The sequence below is a fragment of the Ruegeria sp. H8 genome (assembly GCF_056532905.1).
Genome location: NZ_JBQFNY010000006.1, coordinates 212,397 through 228,853, shown reverse-complemented (window position 1 = coordinate 228,853; position 16,457 = coordinate 212,397). Strand labels below are relative to the sequence as shown.

Sequence of the window (16,457 nt, the reverse complement as noted above, 5' to 3'; positions counted from 1 at the left end):
ATCCGTCCGTTTCAGCAGTTTATCCAGCTTGCGGGATAAACGGCTCACCAGTTTCGTCTATACAACTCTCAAAGAAATTTGCGACAGAACCACGCCTAGTATTCCGCTTCCCCAGGTTGGCGGCGGTAGTGGCGGCGGTGGCGACAAAGAGAAAAACATTCGCCCTACGCCGGTGGAACGGCTAGGTAAATCTGGTTAAGAGGACCGCCCTTCGGACACCTAAATTGGTCTCGATGAGGCAGTCGTTCCACAACAAGCCCATGGCAATCATTAACTTGGTTGCCATGGGCTCTTCTCCGACCGGCATAAAGACGGAAAAGCAGTTTATTGAATGGGTGGAAGAAGTCAGGTCAGCCGGGCACGAATGTCGGCTGACCCTGGAAGCTATTCAATCAATTTCGGGCAGCCAAAACCCACCCCGCTCCCAACGGTAAACGCGGTCAACCAATTTCGACGGGCAACAGTTTGAATCATCCTCAGCTAAGTCTTTCCCGACGATATGAAGTCGGGTGGGCGAGAGCGCTTCTACTGATGTCAATCCCCGTGACGGCATACCGACGATGTCAATTTCGGTCGTAGCCCACATGTCGACATAGGCTGCAAAAGGCCGATATTCAGGAACACGCACAACGACCGGAGTGAAAGCGGCTGTTCCTGTTCCACCTGCACAGCCTACGTCCGCAACAGGAAATGCGATATATGTGCTAATATCAAAATCGTCTGTGCCAAGATCCGCAATCAACGTTTTTTCGGCTTCTGAACCCACGCAACCGACAGCATTAACAAATCTGTCCACTTGCTCGTTTACAATAGCCTCTCTGTCAGCATCCATTGCTGTTGCACTCGACGCAAGCAATGCCATCACACCAGTGGAAGCGAGAAATTTTTTCATTTTTTGCCTTACTTGAAACCACAAATTGTTCTGCTTTTAATAAAGGCTGGGTTGGGTTCTTCAACTCAAAAGTGAGCTGTCTCCCGGCCATCGAGGTGATCCGAACTCACTCCCACGGCCGGGTCCGGTTCAGCAAGAACACCCCACCTGGTTCACAGCGCTACTTCTGCCGGCGACCTGTGGTCCAGCTCACTGCAAACAGTGAACATCAACAAATCCGCGAAATTTGCCGCGGTACAAGCTCGTGAGACCTCGCTACCACACTCATGCTTCCTGGCACCCGAATAGTCATTGCTGCTCAGGTGTCGGAGGATATTAGTGTGGATGACGCGTTGTTCTGGTGTCATTCTGATTGCCTTGACGACGCAATATTCCTAATGAAATTGGCTCCACCAAGTGTAATACAGGCGACTAGAACACAATGAAAAAAATAGTCCTCTCAGTAACTTTCGGAATGGTCGCATCAGCAAGCGTGGCTGAGACCATCCATTTATACTCTGACACGCATGATCTTCCGCCGCCGTACTCACAAGAGTGGCGAGCGACTCCTGAAGACAAAGCATTCGAAGAGCAACTTGACCGCGAAGTTTACATCCGTGGCGAAGGCAAACTCGGTGAGTTCTTCGGTGTCTTGTATGTCGATTGCGAACAGCCAAAATACTCAAGATGGTTTGTATCCGATGGGTTCCTCGACCCTGAAGACGTTCCGGCTCAGGCCATCAAGAACCTGCGGAAAGTGATCTGCGATACCGGCGAAGAAGCATAATTAAGATCGCGATTGAAATAAAGGGGACCAAAAGGGGGATCAGGTGCCCCCTGCCCCGATCAACAGTAACTGTAACAGAATCCAGGTGGTCAACCCGTACATGTAAGGGTGAGTCAGATTGACCCAGTTTGGTGGCGTTGGGCTGAAACAGAGAGAAACTCACGGTGGCGACGCAATTCTTACTTAAACGCACCGCGCTACCAGGCTTTTGAAGGCTTTCGCCGAAACCTGCGCCAACCCGAAATCATAGCATTTGACGTACTTAACGAACGCGCACGGTTTATTGTCGACCATACTGAAAACTCAGGCGTGTCAGTCGGGGATGAAAATACAGATGAAGCCCCCTTCTAGAGGCGGTATCCTTGATGCCGTCTAGTAAGCAGATTCTCATTTGATTTCAAAAGTATTTGAGAAGCGACCGTGGTGCACAAGCCGAGGCTGCTCAGCGATTACGGCTCTTCCTTTGTCGCCGCCGAGCTGGCTGACTATCTCGAAGGCAAAGGCATGGATCATGTGCGCGGTGCGCCACATCACCCGCAGACCCAGGGCAAGATCGAGCACTGGCACCAAACAGTGAAGAACCGCGTGCTGCTGGAAAACTACTTCCTGCCAAGCGACCTGGAACGTCAGATCGGCGCCTTCGTCGACCCCTATGACAACCATCGCTAACACGAGAGTCTGGAGAACCTGACCCCTGCCGATGTCTACCACGGTCGCGGGGCAAAGATCCTGAAGATGAGAGAGAAGATCAAGAAAAAGACAATCCGAAAACGCCGGTTGCAGCATCAAGCCGCCGCCGCCTAAACTCAGACAGAAATCGAACCAGAGCCTCCGTTACCAAACTGCTTGCGCTGTCCGGAAAACTCTGACGACGGACAGTCCGGTATTCGATAAAAGCACCAAAATGCCCAACCCACTGTGCCCTTAGCCGGACGGAAGTCTATCAAAATGATTTTAGAGAAAGCCACGCAACACTACGATGAGAAACCATTATAAATTAGCACTTTAGGCTTGCAAAGGTGAGTTGTTGTTTGCAGCTTGCCGTCAACAAAAAGGAGAGTTTTGAACTATGAAGACAGTCACCGCGTTTGTGGCATCCCTGTTTATCCTTCCTGTAGCTTTGGCAGCGCAAGTCACCAAAGATTACGCACCATTCATGGGTGAATGGCGCATGGTTGGGAAGCCGATCCATATGCGCGTCTTTGTTCAGGATGGTGCAGTGGTTGCAGAAGGTTGTATCCTCAAAGAAGGGTATCAGCCGACATCAACTTCGGGAAGGGCCGAGATCTTCCTTGAAAACGGCGTCAAACAACTTCACGCGCCAGGGTTGGGAGCGGCTGCAGTTGAGAATGAGAACTTCCTGAGGGTCGGAAGAAACACTCTTTTGACGCGCACCTCCAGTAAGGAATGGCCCTGCGATAACCCTTATCATGACATTCTGGGATCCTACACGGCGGTCGGAATGTATACTCAAGGCAAGCTCTCACCGTTCACAGCGTACGACGTTCAAATGATTGTTTTCCGCGTGGCTGATACGGTCTTTGCGAAAGAGTGCATGGCGGGCGGCAATCTCAAGCCTCGCGCGCATATCGAGCGATTGACCTACAAGGACAAGACGTACTTTAGCGCTGATCGTGGAACACCTTACGAGGTCACTCCACTCGATGAGGACAAGACGCTTACCAAGGGTGCAGTTGTCTACCGTCCAGACGATGATCTGATCTGGGCCTGCCCGGAAACATAAAATCCAGAGGGCGATACGGTAACCTCGGGTGAGAGTTACCATATCTCCTGCATTAGAGTGGAACCTCGTTCCTGTCGTAGCCCGTTCACAACCTGCAGACAAGTCGGCAATGCCCCCAACTTCATGATGCCCGAACAGGCGCTGTACGCCGCGTTTCCAGAGCGTAGGCATGTACCATCGAAAGTACGGGCCTTTGTCGACTACTTTGCCGACCATTTAGGGAAAGGGCCTCCTTACTGGGATCGTGACGCAGGTCTTACTGCGCTCCTCTAACTAATCCAAACACGAACATATCCACTGTTTCGCCATACATCGCGGCGTGACGCTTCGTCGGGGTTCCGTTGCAAAGTTTTCGCTTGGTCAGAACCCGGCGAAGGGTTCGACCCAGCTTCAAATCTTTCATCTTGCAAACCCCCCACCCGCCTTACGCGCAAAAACTGACCGTTTTGATCGCTACTTTTCGTACATCCCCAAGCTTCTATCATATCCGATAATTTTTCTTATCATTTGGAACTGCTCTAGCCGAGATTGTGTTCAGTGAGTAGCCGTCATATCACCTTATTCCCGTGTCACATGTTGCATGCCGAAATCTCGAGCAGGTATCGGGCGCCCTTCCGTGATCTAAACGTGCGAACCCGAACAAGACCCCGTGGTTTTAGGCCCCGACAACACTCCGTGAAACTGACCGTTCCTGAACCAACATCAATGATCGAAGCCACAAGCCCCGTCTCAAGCTGCGGCAGCATCTATCACGGGACACGAGTTCAAGGCAAAAAAATTATGGGCAGGAATCCCTTGCTGAGAACGCCCTGGCATTAGCGACAAAACAAAGGCGCCGGATTCGACCGGCGCCTTTTCGCGGACCTTCAAACCACACCTTACCCGTGGGTAAGATCGTCTTCCTCGGGAAGAGCATCGATGAAAGCAGCTATTGCCGCCTCAAGTTTGCTGCGATCAACACGCGTAAAGTCCAAATCATATCTCAACTCAATTCGACCACTGGATGCCGAGCACTTGGCGATCCCTGCCCGTCCTGATACCTGAAACGTGGTCTTTGCACGTCGTGGTTTATCGGCGCTTTCAACCGGAGTCTTCTTCGCCACGCTTGTTTCCGGCGCGCCCAGAAATGACCTGAGGATAGCAACCTCACGCGCTCCGTCACGGTCCGGCTCGCTCATGATCGCGGCACTTACCTGGCGCACCAAACCGGGCGTTGCATCCAGTTTGCGCTTCAGCTCTACGCCTACGTTGCGCGGAATGTCGTTCGGATGTTTCAGAACCTTGTCCAACATCATCAGCAAACTGGCAAATGCCCTAATGTAACTCCGCTTTGTGTAACTGGCAGATTTGAACAGCGTAGAAACCGCTTTGTCTACATCCGGGCAATCATTTGCCGGGTCTTCGGCATACGCGCGCGCCAGAGCACCCATTTCCGCAAACGAGATATCCTTGCGGATCAGGTTCTCATCAACCATGCGCCGGTAGCTGCTGTCGAGATCGCCCGCCTCTGAAATACCCGCTGGAATTCTGGCATAAGACTCATCGCCCGTTTCCTCATACAAGGCCCGATAGGCAGACAGGCGCCGCATCCCCTGGATCAGTTCAAATCGTCCGTCTGAGCGACGCTCAAGTCGAATGGGGTTGGACAATCCGATTTCCTGAATTGACGCTTTTAGCTCGTCCAGTTCCGGATCCGGCCCTGGTTTGCGATCCCGCGTCAGCTTTTCAAACAGAATGTCAGCCAATGCTACGCGTTCGGTCACCAGACCTTCGGACCGCAGGCGCACGAGTTCATGCGCAAGACGATCGTTTTCTGCGCGAATGGTTTCTTCCGTCGATTGCTGGTCGCGCAGCGCATCGGCATTTTCCGAAATGGCCGCAGCCATCGGGCCTCGCCGCTTTTCAAGAACCTTGTCCGGAACCTTGCCGACAGGAATGTCATCCATTGCGGGCAGGTCGATATCAAACATTCTGCGCTTGCGGCTCATGCGTCATCCTCCAGCTTGTCCCAGGCAGACAGCATCACACCTCGGAATTCCTCGTAAACATTGTCGAACGTCGAACGGGCCCGACGCCAGGTTTCGCGGGTCATTTCGCGATAATCCATTTCGTACACCGAGCTCAGAAAGCGGCCGGATTGCTCGACCGCGCGGGTCATTTCAACAGGGTGCTGGGCGACGTGGTCTCCGAAAACCTTTTGGAACGCGTCAAACATCGCCAGATGCAACGCGTTTCCGGGCTCGTACCTTGTAAGCAGAAACCGCAGTTCGCAGAAGGTTTTGGGAAGACCGATCTTACCCGTGGGTAAGGTTTTGTCGAACCCATAGGCCAGGTCCTCCAAAGCTTCTGCCAGCTGACCGATAAAGGACGTGGTCGAGTCATATTCCCAGTACCCGGGGCCAGACGGGATGTACAACATGTCCGCCGCGAACACCGCGTTCATGGACTGATACCCAATGGCCGGCGGGCAATCGAACAGGATCAGGTCATAGGCGTCGTCAGGGATTTGATCCAGATACCGGGACACTGCGGCAAAGAAAGACCATTCAGGGTTCAGGTGGCGATACTGTGCCGAGGCAAATTCGACGAAGGCCGCGTTCGCACAGGATGGGATCGCATCGATGGTGGACCAGGACGTCCGCCTGATGAAATCGCTGATCCGCAGATCTCCAAGCCCCATATCCGTGATCGCCGGGGGCAGTTCCCGGCGGGGCAGGGCGGTGCCGGACTCGGCCGCGGCGGGCCGGTTGTTCATGCGCTCGGTCTCGCGGATCAGGTCACGCGCCATGATCCCCCAGACAGTGTAATCCTCGGCGACATCGGTCAGGCCCATAGAATGGCTCAGCGTGGCCTGCGGGTCGAAGTCAACGACAAGAACACGGTACCCATCAAGCGCGGCAGCATGCGCAAGATGCAATGCCACCGTTGACTTGCCCGCCCCGCCCTTGAAGTTCGCCACGGCTGCGCGAATGGCCCGCTTGCCCTCGGGACGCGGCGGCATGAGGGACTTGCGATTCACCTTGAGCCGCCGCCGCAACTCATTCACCTCCTCCAGGCTGAACCAGCGCTGCCGCCCTTCGGGCTCAACCTCGCCTCCGGGCAGAGACGGATCAGCGGCCAGCTTTCCGCGAAAGGTTGACTGGTTGACCCGGAAGATCAGTTCGGACACCTCCCAGCTCGAAAACCGGCGGAGTGTCTTCTCCATCTCGGGGCTGAAGGTCTGCTGGCGAATCCACCCCTGGAGTTTGAGAGATTGATTGCGCAATGCATTCAGGTCTTCGTGCGTGTACATGCCTCATGTCTCTTTGTTTGGAACGTAAATTTCTGTTCGTTTCTTATTTACGCCCGATTTGCGCTTTACGCAAAAGAAAATATGATGAAACTCAAGTCTTACCCACGGGTAAGAAAACAAGGCCCTGCAAGGCCGTCGCCGATTCGGCAGCGCAGAAGATGAAGGGTGACGATTCGCAACACGCCCTCAACCGTATTTAGGGGGGCATTCTTTCTGGACCGGCGATATATGGGGGGACATAACAAGCCAATAAGGGGTCATCCTGAACGTCCCCCTTCACCAATACTTCACCAGATTTCTTTTATTTTTTGATCTGGATTGGCGCAATTTTCTGACCTGTTTCAGACTCTTCTTGACAGAATCGAAGCTTTGGACGCTAATTAGGCCAAGATGACGAAAAGCGTTGGCAAACAGCGCTAGATCGGCGGGACACACCCGTCTGAGGCAGATAGAGCGGTGAGAACGGGTATGCAGCTGGCTAAACCGGTCGGGCGAAATGCGGCGGCCTTGAAATATGATATACTTTCTGCGCTCACCATATATGCGTTGTCAGGCGACAAGCATCGGCAACGCAGCGTACTGCGTGTCATCTCATTGATTACGACACGATATAACTGGCGAAACAACGAATTATCGATTGGACGCGAAGAAATTTCGCGCCTTTGGTCAGTGAACGAAAGGACTGTAAAGCGCGAAATGGCCAGATTTCGCGCATTAGGTTGGGTAACGGTCAAACGGCCTGCTGCACGGGGCCGGGTCGCGGTCTATGAAATCGACCTCAAACAGATCATGATCGATACGCAGGAGGTCTGGCCGATCATAGGCTCCGATTTCCAGGCCCGGATGAGCGAGGATTCCGAGCCCGTAACAAATGTCGTGCCTTTCGCGGCAAAATCCCCGGGGCCTGAAATCAACACTCCCGAAGCCAAGCCCGAGGATGTCTGGTCGCAGGTGCAGTCAATCCTTCACGGCCGCGATCCCGAGCTGTGGGCGAGTTGGTTCCAGCATCTGTCCGAGTCGGAAAGGGCAGGGGGACGCGTCATTCTGGTTGCACCCTCGCGGTTCATGGCGGATTACATTGCACAGAAATGGACGGCACGATTGCTGGCCGCCTACAGCCGCGTCGATCCCAGTATCAGAACGGTTCATGTAAACGCAGCCGATTGAGGCTGTCCGGTGCGCAGCACGGCCGAGCAAAGGATACATCATGATCAACCGAAATTTTCAACCATTTCGGGTCGAACAGTTTCTGTCCGAAACGGAACACGGGGTGGTCTTCAATTTCTCGGAAAGCGGCGTACATCCCATGTCGTTGCAGGGATTGATAGAGCTGGCCGGGATTGATCTCGAGGCTCTGCTGACAACGATGATCGACTATCCGCAAGTCAATGGAAAGCAATCCCTGCGCGACACCATCGCAGGCTTGTATCCGGGGGCCTCGGCAGATGGGGTATTGGTCACGGTCGGCGCAACCGAAGCGAACACGCTGGTGGCCAGCACCTTGTTGGAGCCCGGCGACAACGTTGTGTGTTTCCGACCGACCTATGAACAGATTTCAGGAAATGCCTCCAATCTGGGCAACGAAGTGCGTTGGGTCGATCTGATCGAATCCGCAGGGTGGGGCATAGACGCGGAAGCGCTGGAGCGGGCGGTTGATGACAGAACCCGCATCATCCATGTGGTGAACCCGAACAATCCAACGGGCCGTATCCTGACCGAAGCGGATCGCGCCCGTATCGTATCGGCTGCCGAGCGCGTTGGCGCCTGGATCGTTTCAGACGAGGTTTATGCCGGAACCGAGCGCGAAGGTGACACCGAAACACCTTCGTTCTGGGGAAGTACGGACAGGGTTCTTGTGGTGAACTCCATGTCCAAGGCCTATGGGCTTCCGGGGCTGAGGCTGGGATGGCTGGTTGGGCCCGACGACATCATTCAGCACTGCTGGCGGCGGCACGAATATGCGTCGATCGCGGCATCCATGTTGTCGATGGAACTGGCGGACAAGGCGCTTGCCGAACCGGCACGGTCCAAGTTGAAAGCCCGTGCGCGCCGTTTGATCCGCACGGGGTTTGACGTTCTGACGGAAGAACTGGCGCGGCATCAGGGGGTGTTTTCCGTTGTACCACCTCAGGCGTCGGCCATGTCGTTCGTGCGGTTCAATCTACCGATCGCATCCGAGGCGTTCAGCATGCGCCTGTTGCGCGAAAAAGACGTACTGGTCATTCCGGGGTCGCGGTTCGGGGTCGAGAACCATTTTCGGTTCAGCTCGGCCCTGCCCGAAGATCATCTGCGCAACGGGTTGGCCAAGTTGAATGATCTTACAGGAGACATTCTGAACGGACGCTGAGAGTTTGCCGCCGAATTTGTGCGAGAGGTTGGTGACATTTCTTTTGCCTTTTTCATACGTGTCGATAGGCTTCGCAAATGGAAGATTCACCTGTGCTTTCCGCCGAAAAACCGCCGCTGGATCACCTGGTCGGGTCCGCGGTGAAAACGCATCGCGCGCTGGCCGGGTTGACTCTGGCCGAATTGTCTCAGCGGTCCGGCGTGTCCACGGCGATGATTTCCAAGATCGAGCGCGGTCAGGTGTCAGCCTCACTGGCGACGCTTGAGGCCTTGGCCGGCGGAATCGGCGTTCCGTTGATCAACTTCTTCGCCGGTACGGTCGAACGCACGGATGTGTCATTTGTGGCTGCGGGTGAAGGTGTAACCGTGCAACGGTTGGGCACCGGTTTCGGGCACAGTTACAAGCTGATCGGTCGGGCCGAAGCGAAACATGTCAGTTTCGAGAGTTTCAGCGTTACATTGGAAGGTCCGTTGGACGAACGCCCGCTTTACCAACACCAGGGTGTCGAATTCATCCACGTCACCGCCGGCGAGATGGTCTATGGCTGCGGTGAAGCCGCCTATCACATGCGGCCGGGCGACAGTCTGAGTTTTGATTCAAACGCCACTCATGGGCCGTTGGAGTTGAAAACTGACACGGTCAGCTTTGTCACCGTGGTTGCCAAGGCCGTGTCGGGCGACAATTGAAAAACGCCCGGCGACCGGGCCGGGCGTTTGGGAATCAAGGTGATCCGAGAAGAATCAGAGGCCCCATTTCTTGCGATTTTCCTCGAAGAACCCTTGCGCCTTTTTGACTTCGATCCAGTTGTTTACATAGTTGATCCACACCTGATCGGCCTGTGGCAGGATCATCGCGATGGGTGACGGCGAACGCGGGCCTGCATTCTTCACGCGTACCACCGGAAATTTCGCCTCGAGGGTCGAACCTTCGATGTTCGACGTGATGAAGACATCCGCGCGTCCTGCGATTACTTCCTGAAAACCGCGGGCCGGGGCCTCGACCACCTTGATTTCTGCGTTCGGGAACCATTCGCGGACGCGTTTTTCGAATGTTGTGCCCAGGGTGGTCGCGACCTTTACTCCGGGCTGGTTGATCGAGTCATAACCGTCGAACTTGTCGGCCTTGTCCTTGGTCGTATAGGGGAAGAGTTCCACCGAAATATAGCTGTCGGAAAAACCTGCGACCTTCATGCGTGGCGGCGAAATCGATGCCGAGCCGGTCAGGTGATACTTGCCTGCCACCACACCGTTGACCAGTGTTTTCCAGTCGGTGGGGACATATTCGACCTCGACCCCCAGATCGGCGGCCAGCTCGTTCATGATGTCGATGTCGTACCCTTTGTAGCTGTTGGTAGCAGGGTCGCGGAGCGACATGGGATTCCAATCGCCCGTGGTGCCCACCTTGAGCACGCCGGAATCCAGCACCTCGTTCAGTGCAGATTGCGCCTGCGCAGCGCCTGACAAGACAAGTCCAAGCGCAGCGGCTGCCGCAGCTTTCCAAAAAGTGTTCATCGGTTTCTCCCGTTGGTGGCGTTTCGACCTTGTGGCCGTATTCTTCATTGATTTAAGCCCAAAGGGAAAGATAACCTCAAGAAAATATTATACTGGGACTAAAACAGGGGCAGTTCATCTTATGCCAGACGCCGCAATCGAACTTGTGGGCGTGAACAAGTGGTTCGACACGTTTCACGTTCTCAAGGACATCAATCTGACGGTCAACAGCGGCGAAAAGGTGGTGATTTGCGGGCCTTCCGGGTCAGGAAAATCCACCGTTGTGCGATGTATCAACCAGTTGGAAAAACATCAGAAAGGCACTATCCGCGTAGATGGGATCGAGTTGACGGATGACGAGAAATCCGTGGCCAGGATCCGGTCCGAGGTTGGAATGGTGTTCCAGCAGTTCAACCTGTTCCCGCATCTGACCGTATTGGAAAACCTGACTTTGGGCCCGATCAAGGCGCGCGGTCTCGGCCGCAAAGAGGCAGAGGAAAAAGCGCGCCACTATCTGGACCGGGTGCATATTCCAGATCAGGCCGACAAAAAGCCCATTCAGTTATCGGGTGGTCAGCAGCAACGCGTCGCCATCGCCCGGTCGCTGTGCATGGAGCCGCGTGTGCTGCTGTTTGACGAGCCGACCTCGGCACTGGACCCCGAGATGATCTCGGAAGTGTTGGACGTGATGGTCGAGTTGGCCAATGAGGGGATGACCATGGTGGTTGTCACGCATGAGATGGGGTTTGCCCGAAAGGTGGCCGACAAGATGATCTTCATGGATGCCGGTGAAATCGTCGAAGAAGGCAAGCCCGAACATTTCTTCACCGATCCTCAGTCCGATCGGTGTCGCAAATTCCTGTCCCAGATCCTGCAACACTGAGAGGGGCCGATGAAAAAACTTCTTCTCATTTTGCCTCTGCTTCTTCTGGCAGGCTGTTCGTCGTCGCAGACCTGGGGCTGGTACGTTATCGATCCGACGACGGCCTCGGGTTGGACCAATGTGAAATTCCTGATCTCGGGGATGGGCGCGACGATCCAGATTTCCCTGATCGCCGCCGTTCTGTCGATCGTCATCGGATTGCTGGTCGCCCTGCCGGGATTGTCCGAAAAACGTGGCTGGCGGGTTGTGAACCGGGTTTACGTGGAGTTCATCCGCGCCATTCCCCTGTTGCCGATGCTGTTCTGGGTGTTTTACGGCTTGCCCATCGTGTTTCAGTCGATGGGTCTGAACATCCCCATCGATCCCTTCTGGGGGGCGATCATAACGTTGGCGATTTCAGACAGCGCCTTTACGGCCGAGATCTATCGCGCAGGCATTCAATCCATTGCGCGTGGACAGCGCGAGGCAGCGCAGACCATCGGGCTGAACTATGTGCAGACCATGCGCTATGTGATCCTGCCGCAGGCGATCCGGCGCATTCTGCCGCCTTTGGCAAACCAGTTCATCTACATCGTCAAGATGAGCGCCTTTGCCAGCGTCATCGGGATGCAGGAACTGACCCGCCGGGCGAATGAACTGGTGGTGACGGAATACCGCCCGCTGGAAATCTACACCCTGCTGATTTTCGAATACCTGATCCTGGTTTTGATCATCTCAGCCGGGGTGCGCTGGCTGGAGCGTCGCATGGGCGCGGACGAGCGCGGATAAGGAGTGAAGAAATGAACTGGAAAGATTTCATGGCTGAGACCGAGGCCAATATCGGAACCTTCTCGAAAGAAGTGCCGGAAACCGTGCGCGGCTTTGGCATCATGGGCAAGGCGGCCAAGACTGACGGGGCGCTGAGCGAGAAAACCAAGGAGTTCATGGCGCTCGGCATTGCGATCGCGACCCGCTGCGACAGCTGCATCGGATTCCACGTGCGTGCGCTGGTTCGGCTGGGCGCAACCCGCGCTCAGATGTGCGAGGCATTGGCCATGGCCACCTATATGGGCGGCGGGCCGTCCTATGCCTACAGCGCCAAGGCGCTCAGGGCTTTTGACGAGTTTTCGGAGTAAGAAACATGCGTCCTGATCTGGCCGGAGCAGAGGGGTTTATTCGCAACAGCTGGTACGTCGCCGGACGGTCCGAGGATTTTGGCCGCAGCCTGAGTGCCGTGCGAATGTTGGGCGATGATATCGTAATCTATCGTGACACAGCGGGCAAAGCAATCGCGTTGGAGGACGCTTGCCCGCATAGAAAGCTGCCGCTGTCTCGGGGCACCATCGAAGGGGATCATGTGGTTTGCGGCTATCACGGTCTGACATTCGGCTGCGGCGGTGAATGTGTCAGCGCCCCGACACAGCTGGACAATCCTCCGCGCCGCGCCGCCGTGCATGCATACCCGGCCGAAGACCGCTGGGGGTTTCTTTGGTTGTGGATGGGGGACCCGGACAAAGCCAGCACAGACGATATCATCGACATCCCCAATTTCGACAACCCGTCCTGGGGCAAGACCCGGACCGGGGCGATGGAGATGGCGTGCCATTACCTTTACATTATCGACAACCTGCTGGATCCAAGCCATGTGGCCTGGGTGCATCTGACCTCGTTTGCCGGGGCGGGAACCGACAACCGCCCGCTGGATCTTGAAGAAACCGAAAGCGGCGTCATTGTTTCGCGCTGGATCGCGGATGAACCCGCGCCGCCCTACTATGCGCCGATACTGCCGTTTGGGCCAAGCTGCGACCGCAAGCAGCATTACGAATGCCGTCTGCCGTCCACTGCGATCAACATGTCCATTTACACTCCGGCCGGAGAAGGAAGGGCGGATCGGCCGATTTCGCCCAATGCCTTTGTCAATATTTCGTACAACTTCATCACACCGGTCGATGCGGAAACATCGCGGTATTTCTGGTTCCAGCACCGCAACATGCACGCGGATGACACGGCCATGTCGCAGCGCATGTTCGAAGGCGCGGTCATGGCCTTCAACGAGGACAAAGAGGTTCTGGAACACGTTCAAACCGGCATGGCGCGGCGCAAGACCGGCTATATCAACCTCGGGCTGGACGCAGGCGCGATGCGGTTCCGCGCACGGGTTGCAAAGCTGATCGCGCAGCAGGCCGGCTGATCATCAGGCCGACAAGCGCCCGTTCGCGCCTTGGCCCACGTGTCGGGCCGGGGCGTCGAACACCGCTTTGATGCAGGGATACCGGTCGAGAATTTCAGCCCCACCGGGCAACAGGTCGGCCCGGAGAACACCGGCATCCCAGATCGAAACACCGTCCACGCGGATCGTCGGGTCCAGCACGTTCAGCGAAATCTCACCCGGCGCATAATGCCCGCATGTGTGAAAGTGCAGCAGACGCGGATTGCCAAAGGCCGACCCGCTCCAACGTTCAAAATTGCTTCGGGCCGGGGTCGTGTAGGCGCAGCCCGGGTGGATGCCTGCGTGCCAAGAATGCATGGTCAGGGGGTCAAGGTCGAACATCTTGCCGACTTTTTCGTAATGCATCTGCGCGCAATGCACATCCATGGGATGGCCGTCAAAGCCGGTCAGGCGGTTGTTTTCGAACCGTATGTTCAGCGGTTCGCGCAGGTCGCAGCCGTATGGTTCGTAGAATTTCGAACCGGTGCCGACCAGAAACCCGTCCTGAACCAGCACGCCGGAAAACCCCTGCGCGGGAACCGGGGCAAAGACCGACATCGGAAAACGCGCCACGCTGACATCCGCGGCACCTGCTGGGGGGAAGGCGGCGCCGGGGCCGGCGAAGTCGGTGCCCAATGGGCAGGTTACGTGGATGTGCCCGGCATTGGCCAGCAGCCGGTTGACCGCGTTTTTCAGTTCAACGAACCCGGTGTAGTTTGCGCGCCCGAAACCCGAGGCCAGCATTCCGGCGTCCAGCGCATATGACATGATGGGCCGAACGCCCCTCATTCCCGCGTCGAAACGAATCTGATCGCCGGTGCGGGACAGAAACAAGGTGCGATCCGCCGCTTCCATCGCCGTTTTCAGATCCGCTGGCAGCGATGAACCCATAGGATCGAATGCGAGGGTTCGAACTGTGGTCTTGATCCGGTTCTGTCGCGCGCATTCCACGATAGCCTCGGTGATCTCGGCATCATAATACCCGTTAGCCGCATCTTCGCAGACCACAAGCAACTGGTCGCCCGCCGTCAGGCCGCCGCATCTGAACAACAGGTTTTCGGCACCCGCCATAAGCTCTGGACTGTGCATTCGCGTTGATCCTCAACAAAATCCCCCGCGCTGGTTTTTACATCTTTCACGTTTCCGTGATCCAGAAAAAATTTCACCTTAAGAAAAAAATTAACTGACATGCCTGTGGGCTTTGTACATAAGCTGAGCCCGAACAAGACAGGAGACACAGCAATGAGCGCTTGGATCGAGATGATCTCGGACGACAAGGCCGAGGGCCGCCTGAAAGATCTGCTGGACAAGGCCCGCACCCCTCATGGCACCGTGGACACGGTCATGCGTGTGCATTCATTGCGGCCCGAAACGATGAACGGGCATGTGACGCTGTACCGTTCGGTCCTGCATTCCGACGACAACCAGTTGCCATTCTGGTTCCTCGAAGTTGTCGCCAGCTATACCTCGATCCTGAACGATTGCACCTATTCACTGACCCATCACTTCATGAACGTGCGCAACCTGCTGAAGGACCAGCCGCGCAGCGACCGGATTTTCGTCGCGCTCAAGGCGCATCGGCCCGAGGATGAATTCGAGGGCATGGAACTGGCGCTGCTGCGCTATGCCGCCAAGCTGACGACGGATGTTGGCAAAATGGTCAAGTCCGACTTCGAAGCGCTCAAGATTGCTGGCTGTGAGGATGGCGAGATCCTGGAGGTCAATCAGGTCTGCGCCTATTTCAACTATTCAAACCGGTTGCTGAACGGGTTGGGTGCAACGACCGAGAATGATGTGATCGGCTATTACACCGGTGACGACTGACGAGTTGCGCCGGGTCTGGCCTTCGTGCCGAGGAACATCGTTTCGGGCGGGTCAGCCTGTTGTTTCAGGCTGAGGCGGTTTCACGCCCCACGTGTTTTCCTCGGCTGTTTTGCGGATGATCGCGCCGATCTTCAACAGGTTTTCGCTGAGCGGGTTGGTCTTTCGCCAGATCAGACCAATCGTCCGTGTCGGCGGCGTGTCCTGAAACCGGGCAATGGACACATCCGCGGATCGGGTTTCCAGCCCGACCGCCATTTCCGGTATCAGGGTCACACCGATGCCGGCGCCGACCATCTGAACCAGTGTGGAAAGCGAACTGCCCTCCATGATGTGCTGCGGTTCGATGTTGCGGATCGAACAGAAGGACAGGGCCTGATCCCTGAAGCAATGCCCCTCTTCCAGCAACAGCAGGCGCATGGTTCTGAGCTGCGAGGAACTTGGCATCGGCAGGTCGGCATCCTGCGCCGGGCGAACCAGCAGAAAATCTTCGTTGAACAGCGAGAACTCGCGGAGGCTGGGTTCGGAGACGGGCAGGGCAACGACACCGAAATCCAGTTTCGAATCCAGTATTTCACCGATCAACGTCTTGGTTATCGTTTCCTTGGGTTCGATGGTCAGTTGTGGGAAACGCTGCGACAAAGCTTTGATGATCGAGGGCAGCAAATAGGGCGCGACCGTGGGAATGACCCCGATTCTGATGCGGCCGGACAGGGGGCCCGAGGGAGATTGCACCAATTTCCCCAAATCCTCGACCCGGGTCAGGATTTCGCGGCCATGTTTCAGCACGTCCTCGCCAAGTGCTGTCAGGCGGGTTTGCCGGGCCGCGCGTTCGACCAGCGGCCCACCCATGATTGCCTCCAGCTCTTTGATTTGTATGGAAAGCGCGGGCTGCGATATCGCACTGGCCGCGGCGGCCTTGCCAAAATGGCCGTGCGTGGCGAGCGCCTCGAAATAGCGCAGATGTTTGAGGGTGAGTGCCTTCATATGAAAAATTAATCACAACGATAGTAATTACAAATTTCCAATTATCG

The 16,457-nt window shown here is 55.9% G+C and carries 17 protein-coding genes and 1 pseudogene; 12 read left to right on the top strand and 6 right to left on the bottom strand.

All coding sequences use genetic code 11. From position 1 onward, the window contains the following. The coding region (locus tag ACR0A2_RS15555) for a hypothetical protein (protein WP_480446871.1) at nucleotides 1-199 on the top strand (199 nt) is incomplete at its 5' end. 189 nt (nucleotides 200-388) lie between these two features. On the opposite strand, the gene ACR0A2_RS15550 is transcribed toward ACR0A2_RS15555, so the two are convergent. Then, nucleotides 389-892, bottom strand: coding sequence for a hypothetical protein (locus ACR0A2_RS15550; RefSeq protein ID WP_480446872.1), 504 nt, complete (start codon nucleotides 890-892; stop codon nucleotides 389-391). Nucleotides 893-1,313: 421 nt separating this feature from the next. On the opposite strand from ACR0A2_RS15550, the gene ACR0A2_RS15545 reads away from it, so the two are divergent. The 3 genes and pseudogenes from ACR0A2_RS15545 (at nucleotide 1,314) to ACR0A2_RS15535 (ending at nucleotide 3,402) form a co-directional block, all read left to right on the top strand. Further along, entirely contained in the window at nucleotides 1,314-1,658 is a 345-nt protein-coding gene (locus tag ACR0A2_RS15545; protein WP_480835936.1) for a hypothetical protein, read from the top strand. A gap of 411 nt (nucleotides 1,659-2,069) precedes the next feature. After that, nucleotides 2,070-2,462 (top strand): annotated as a pseudogene (locus tag ACR0A2_RS15540) (integrase core domain-containing protein); the annotation flags it as partial. A 265-nt stretch (nucleotides 2,463-2,727) separates the two neighbouring features. Further along, nucleotides 2,728-3,402 carry a hypothetical protein gene (locus ACR0A2_RS15535; protein WP_480835934.1) on the top strand — a complete coding sequence of 225 codons (675 nt, stop codon included), beginning with the start codon at nucleotides 2,728-2,730 and terminating at the stop codon, nucleotides 3,400-3,402. Nucleotides 3,403-4,280: 878 nt separating this feature from the next. On the opposite strand, the gene ACR0A2_RS15530 is transcribed toward ACR0A2_RS15535, so the two are convergent. Next, on the bottom strand, nucleotides 4,281-5,390 hold the full coding sequence (locus ACR0A2_RS15530) for a ParB/RepB/Spo0J family partition protein (protein WP_480835932.1): 1,110 nt from the start codon (nucleotides 5,388-5,390) through the stop codon (nucleotides 4,281-4,283). Further along, a complete protein-coding gene (locus ACR0A2_RS15525; protein WP_171118234.1) occupies nucleotides 5,387-6,694 on the bottom strand; it encodes an AAA family ATPase in 1,308 nt (435 codons plus the stop codon). The genes ACR0A2_RS15530 and ACR0A2_RS15525 overlap by 4 nt, the downstream gene beginning before the upstream one ends. Nucleotides 6,695-7,390: 696 nt before the next feature. On the opposite strand from ACR0A2_RS15525, the gene ACR0A2_RS15520 reads away from it, so the two are divergent. The 3 genes from ACR0A2_RS15520 (at nucleotide 7,391) to ACR0A2_RS15510 (ending at nucleotide 9,727) form a co-directional block, all read left to right on the top strand. After that, nucleotides 7,391-7,861, top strand: a complete 471-nt coding sequence (locus ACR0A2_RS15520) for a DnaA N-terminal domain-containing protein (RefSeq protein WP_253283585.1) — start codon at nucleotides 7,391-7,393, stop codon at nucleotides 7,859-7,861. Nucleotides 7,862-7,901: 40 nt separating this feature from the next. After that, a complete protein-coding gene (locus tag ACR0A2_RS15515; protein WP_480835930.1) occupies nucleotides 7,902-9,041 on the top strand; it encodes an aminotransferase class I/II-fold pyridoxal phosphate-dependent enzyme in 1,140 nt (379 codons plus the stop codon). 77 nt (nucleotides 9,042-9,118) lie between these two features. Further along, the gene (locus tag ACR0A2_RS15510; protein WP_171118228.1) at nucleotides 9,119-9,727 is read left to right on the top strand and encodes a helix-turn-helix domain-containing protein; all 609 of its coding nucleotides are present in this window, start codon (nucleotides 9,119-9,121) and stop codon (nucleotides 9,725-9,727) included. 54 nt (nucleotides 9,728-9,781) lie between these two features. Here the strand turns inward: ACR0A2_RS15510 and ACR0A2_RS15505 are convergent, their stop codons facing one another. Further along, a complete protein-coding gene (locus ACR0A2_RS15505) occupies nucleotides 9,782-10,552 on the bottom strand; it encodes a transporter substrate-binding domain-containing protein (protein WP_152460614.1) in 771 nt (256 codons plus the stop codon). A gap of 121 nt (nucleotides 10,553-10,673) precedes the next feature. Here ACR0A2_RS15505 and ACR0A2_RS15500 point away from each other — a divergent pair, with 121 nt between their 5' ends. From ACR0A2_RS15500 to ACR0A2_RS15485, 4 genes are read left to right on the top strand one after another with little or no spacing between them, the layout of a single operon-like run. Beyond that, nucleotides 10,674-11,414: an amino acid ABC transporter ATP-binding protein gene (locus ACR0A2_RS15500; RefSeq protein WP_171229337.1), complete on the top strand. Its 741-nt coding sequence runs from the start codon at nucleotides 10,674-10,676 to the stop codon at nucleotides 11,412-11,414. 9 nt (nucleotides 11,415-11,423) lie between these two features. Beyond that, the gene (locus tag ACR0A2_RS15495; protein WP_171118222.1) at nucleotides 11,424-12,182 is read left to right on the top strand and encodes an amino acid ABC transporter permease; all 759 of its coding nucleotides are present in this window, start codon (nucleotides 11,424-11,426) and stop codon (nucleotides 12,180-12,182) included. A gap of 11 nt (nucleotides 12,183-12,193) precedes the next feature. After that, nucleotides 12,194-12,529 (top strand): carboxymuconolactone decarboxylase family protein, encoded by a 336-nt coding sequence (locus ACR0A2_RS15490; protein WP_171331556.1) that lies wholly within the window; start codon nucleotides 12,194-12,196, stop codon nucleotides 12,527-12,529. Between the two features lie 5 nt (nucleotides 12,530-12,534). Further along, the gene (locus tag ACR0A2_RS15485) at nucleotides 12,535-13,584 is read left to right on the top strand and encodes an aromatic ring-hydroxylating dioxygenase subunit alpha (protein WP_480835926.1); all 1,050 of its coding nucleotides are present in this window, start codon (nucleotides 12,535-12,537) and stop codon (nucleotides 13,582-13,584) included. Between the two features lie 3 nt (nucleotides 13,585-13,587). Here the strand turns inward: ACR0A2_RS15485 and ACR0A2_RS15480 are convergent, their stop codons facing one another. Next, nucleotides 13,588-14,691, bottom strand: coding sequence for a hypothetical protein (locus tag ACR0A2_RS15480; RefSeq protein ID WP_480835924.1), 1,104 nt, complete (start codon nucleotides 14,689-14,691; stop codon nucleotides 13,588-13,590). 153 nt (nucleotides 14,692-14,844) lie between these two features. On the opposite strand from ACR0A2_RS15480, the gene ACR0A2_RS15475 reads away from it, so the two are divergent. Further along, nucleotides 14,845-15,426, top strand: coding sequence for a carboxymuconolactone decarboxylase family protein (locus ACR0A2_RS15475; RefSeq protein WP_480835923.1), 582 nt, complete (start codon nucleotides 14,845-14,847; stop codon nucleotides 15,424-15,426). Between the two features lie 51 nt (nucleotides 15,427-15,477). Here the strand turns inward: ACR0A2_RS15475 and ACR0A2_RS15470 are convergent, their stop codons facing one another. Beyond that, nucleotides 15,478-16,410: a hydrogen peroxide-inducible genes activator gene (locus ACR0A2_RS15470; RefSeq protein ID WP_480835921.1), complete on the bottom strand. Its 933-nt coding sequence runs from the start codon at nucleotides 16,408-16,410 to the stop codon at nucleotides 15,478-15,480. Nucleotides 16,411-16,457 lie beyond the last annotated feature (47 nt).

Excerpts from the sequence above, each read along its gene's own strand:
- ACR0A2_RS15530 (WP_480835932.1), bottom strand. The coding sequence starts at position 5,390 with ATGAGCCGCAAGCGCAGAATGTTTGATATCGACCTGCCCGCAATGGAT.
- ACR0A2_RS15525 (WP_171118234.1), bottom strand. The coding sequence starts at position 6,694 with ATGTACACGCACGAAGACCTGAATGCATTGCGCAATCAATCTCTCAAA.
- ACR0A2_RS15485 (WP_480835926.1), top strand. The coding sequence starts at position 12,535 with ATGCGTCCTGATCTGGCCGGAGCAGAGGGGTTTATTCGCAACAGCTGG.
- ACR0A2_RS15480 (WP_480835924.1), bottom strand. The coding sequence starts at position 14,691 with ATGCACAGTCCAGAGCTTATGGCGGGTGCCGAAAACCTGTTGTTCAGA.
- ACR0A2_RS15475 (WP_480835923.1), top strand. The coding sequence starts at position 14,845 with ATGAGCGCTTGGATCGAGATGATCTCGGACGACAAGGCCGAGGGCCGC.
- ACR0A2_RS15510 (WP_171118228.1), top strand. The coding sequence starts at position 9,119 with ATGGAAGATTCACCTGTGCTTTCCGCCGAAAAACCGCCGCTGGATCAC.
- ACR0A2_RS15550 (WP_480446872.1), bottom strand. The coding sequence starts at position 892 with ATGAAAAAATTTCTCGCTTCCACTGGTGTGATGGCATTGCTTGCGTCG.
- ACR0A2_RS15495 (WP_171118222.1), top strand. The coding sequence starts at position 11,424 with ATGAAAAAACTTCTTCTCATTTTGCCTCTGCTTCTTCTGGCAGGCTGT.
- ACR0A2_RS15500 (WP_171229337.1), top strand. The coding sequence starts at position 10,674 with ATGCCAGACGCCGCAATCGAACTTGTGGGCGTGAACAAGTGGTTCGAC.
- ACR0A2_RS15505 (WP_152460614.1), bottom strand. The coding sequence starts at position 10,552 with ATGAACACTTTTTGGAAAGCTGCGGCAGCCGCTGCGCTTGGACTTGTC.
- ACR0A2_RS15490 (WP_171331556.1), top strand. The coding sequence starts at position 12,194 with ATGAACTGGAAAGATTTCATGGCTGAGACCGAGGCCAATATCGGAACC.
- ACR0A2_RS15535 (WP_480835934.1), top strand. The coding sequence starts at position 2,728 with ATGAAGACAGTCACCGCGTTTGTGGCATCCCTGTTTATCCTTCCTGTA.
- ACR0A2_RS15515 (WP_480835930.1), top strand. The coding sequence starts at position 7,902 with ATGATCAACCGAAATTTTCAACCATTTCGGGTCGAACAGTTTCTGTCC.
- ACR0A2_RS15470 (WP_480835921.1), bottom strand. The coding sequence starts at position 16,410 with ATGAAGGCACTCACCCTCAAACATCTGCGCTATTTCGAGGCGCTCGCC.
- ACR0A2_RS15520 (WP_253283585.1), top strand. The coding sequence starts at position 7,391 with ATGGCCAGATTTCGCGCATTAGGTTGGGTAACGGTCAAACGGCCTGCT.
- ACR0A2_RS15545 (WP_480835936.1), top strand. The coding sequence starts at position 1,314 with ATGAAAAAAATAGTCCTCTCAGTAACTTTCGGAATGGTCGCATCAGCA.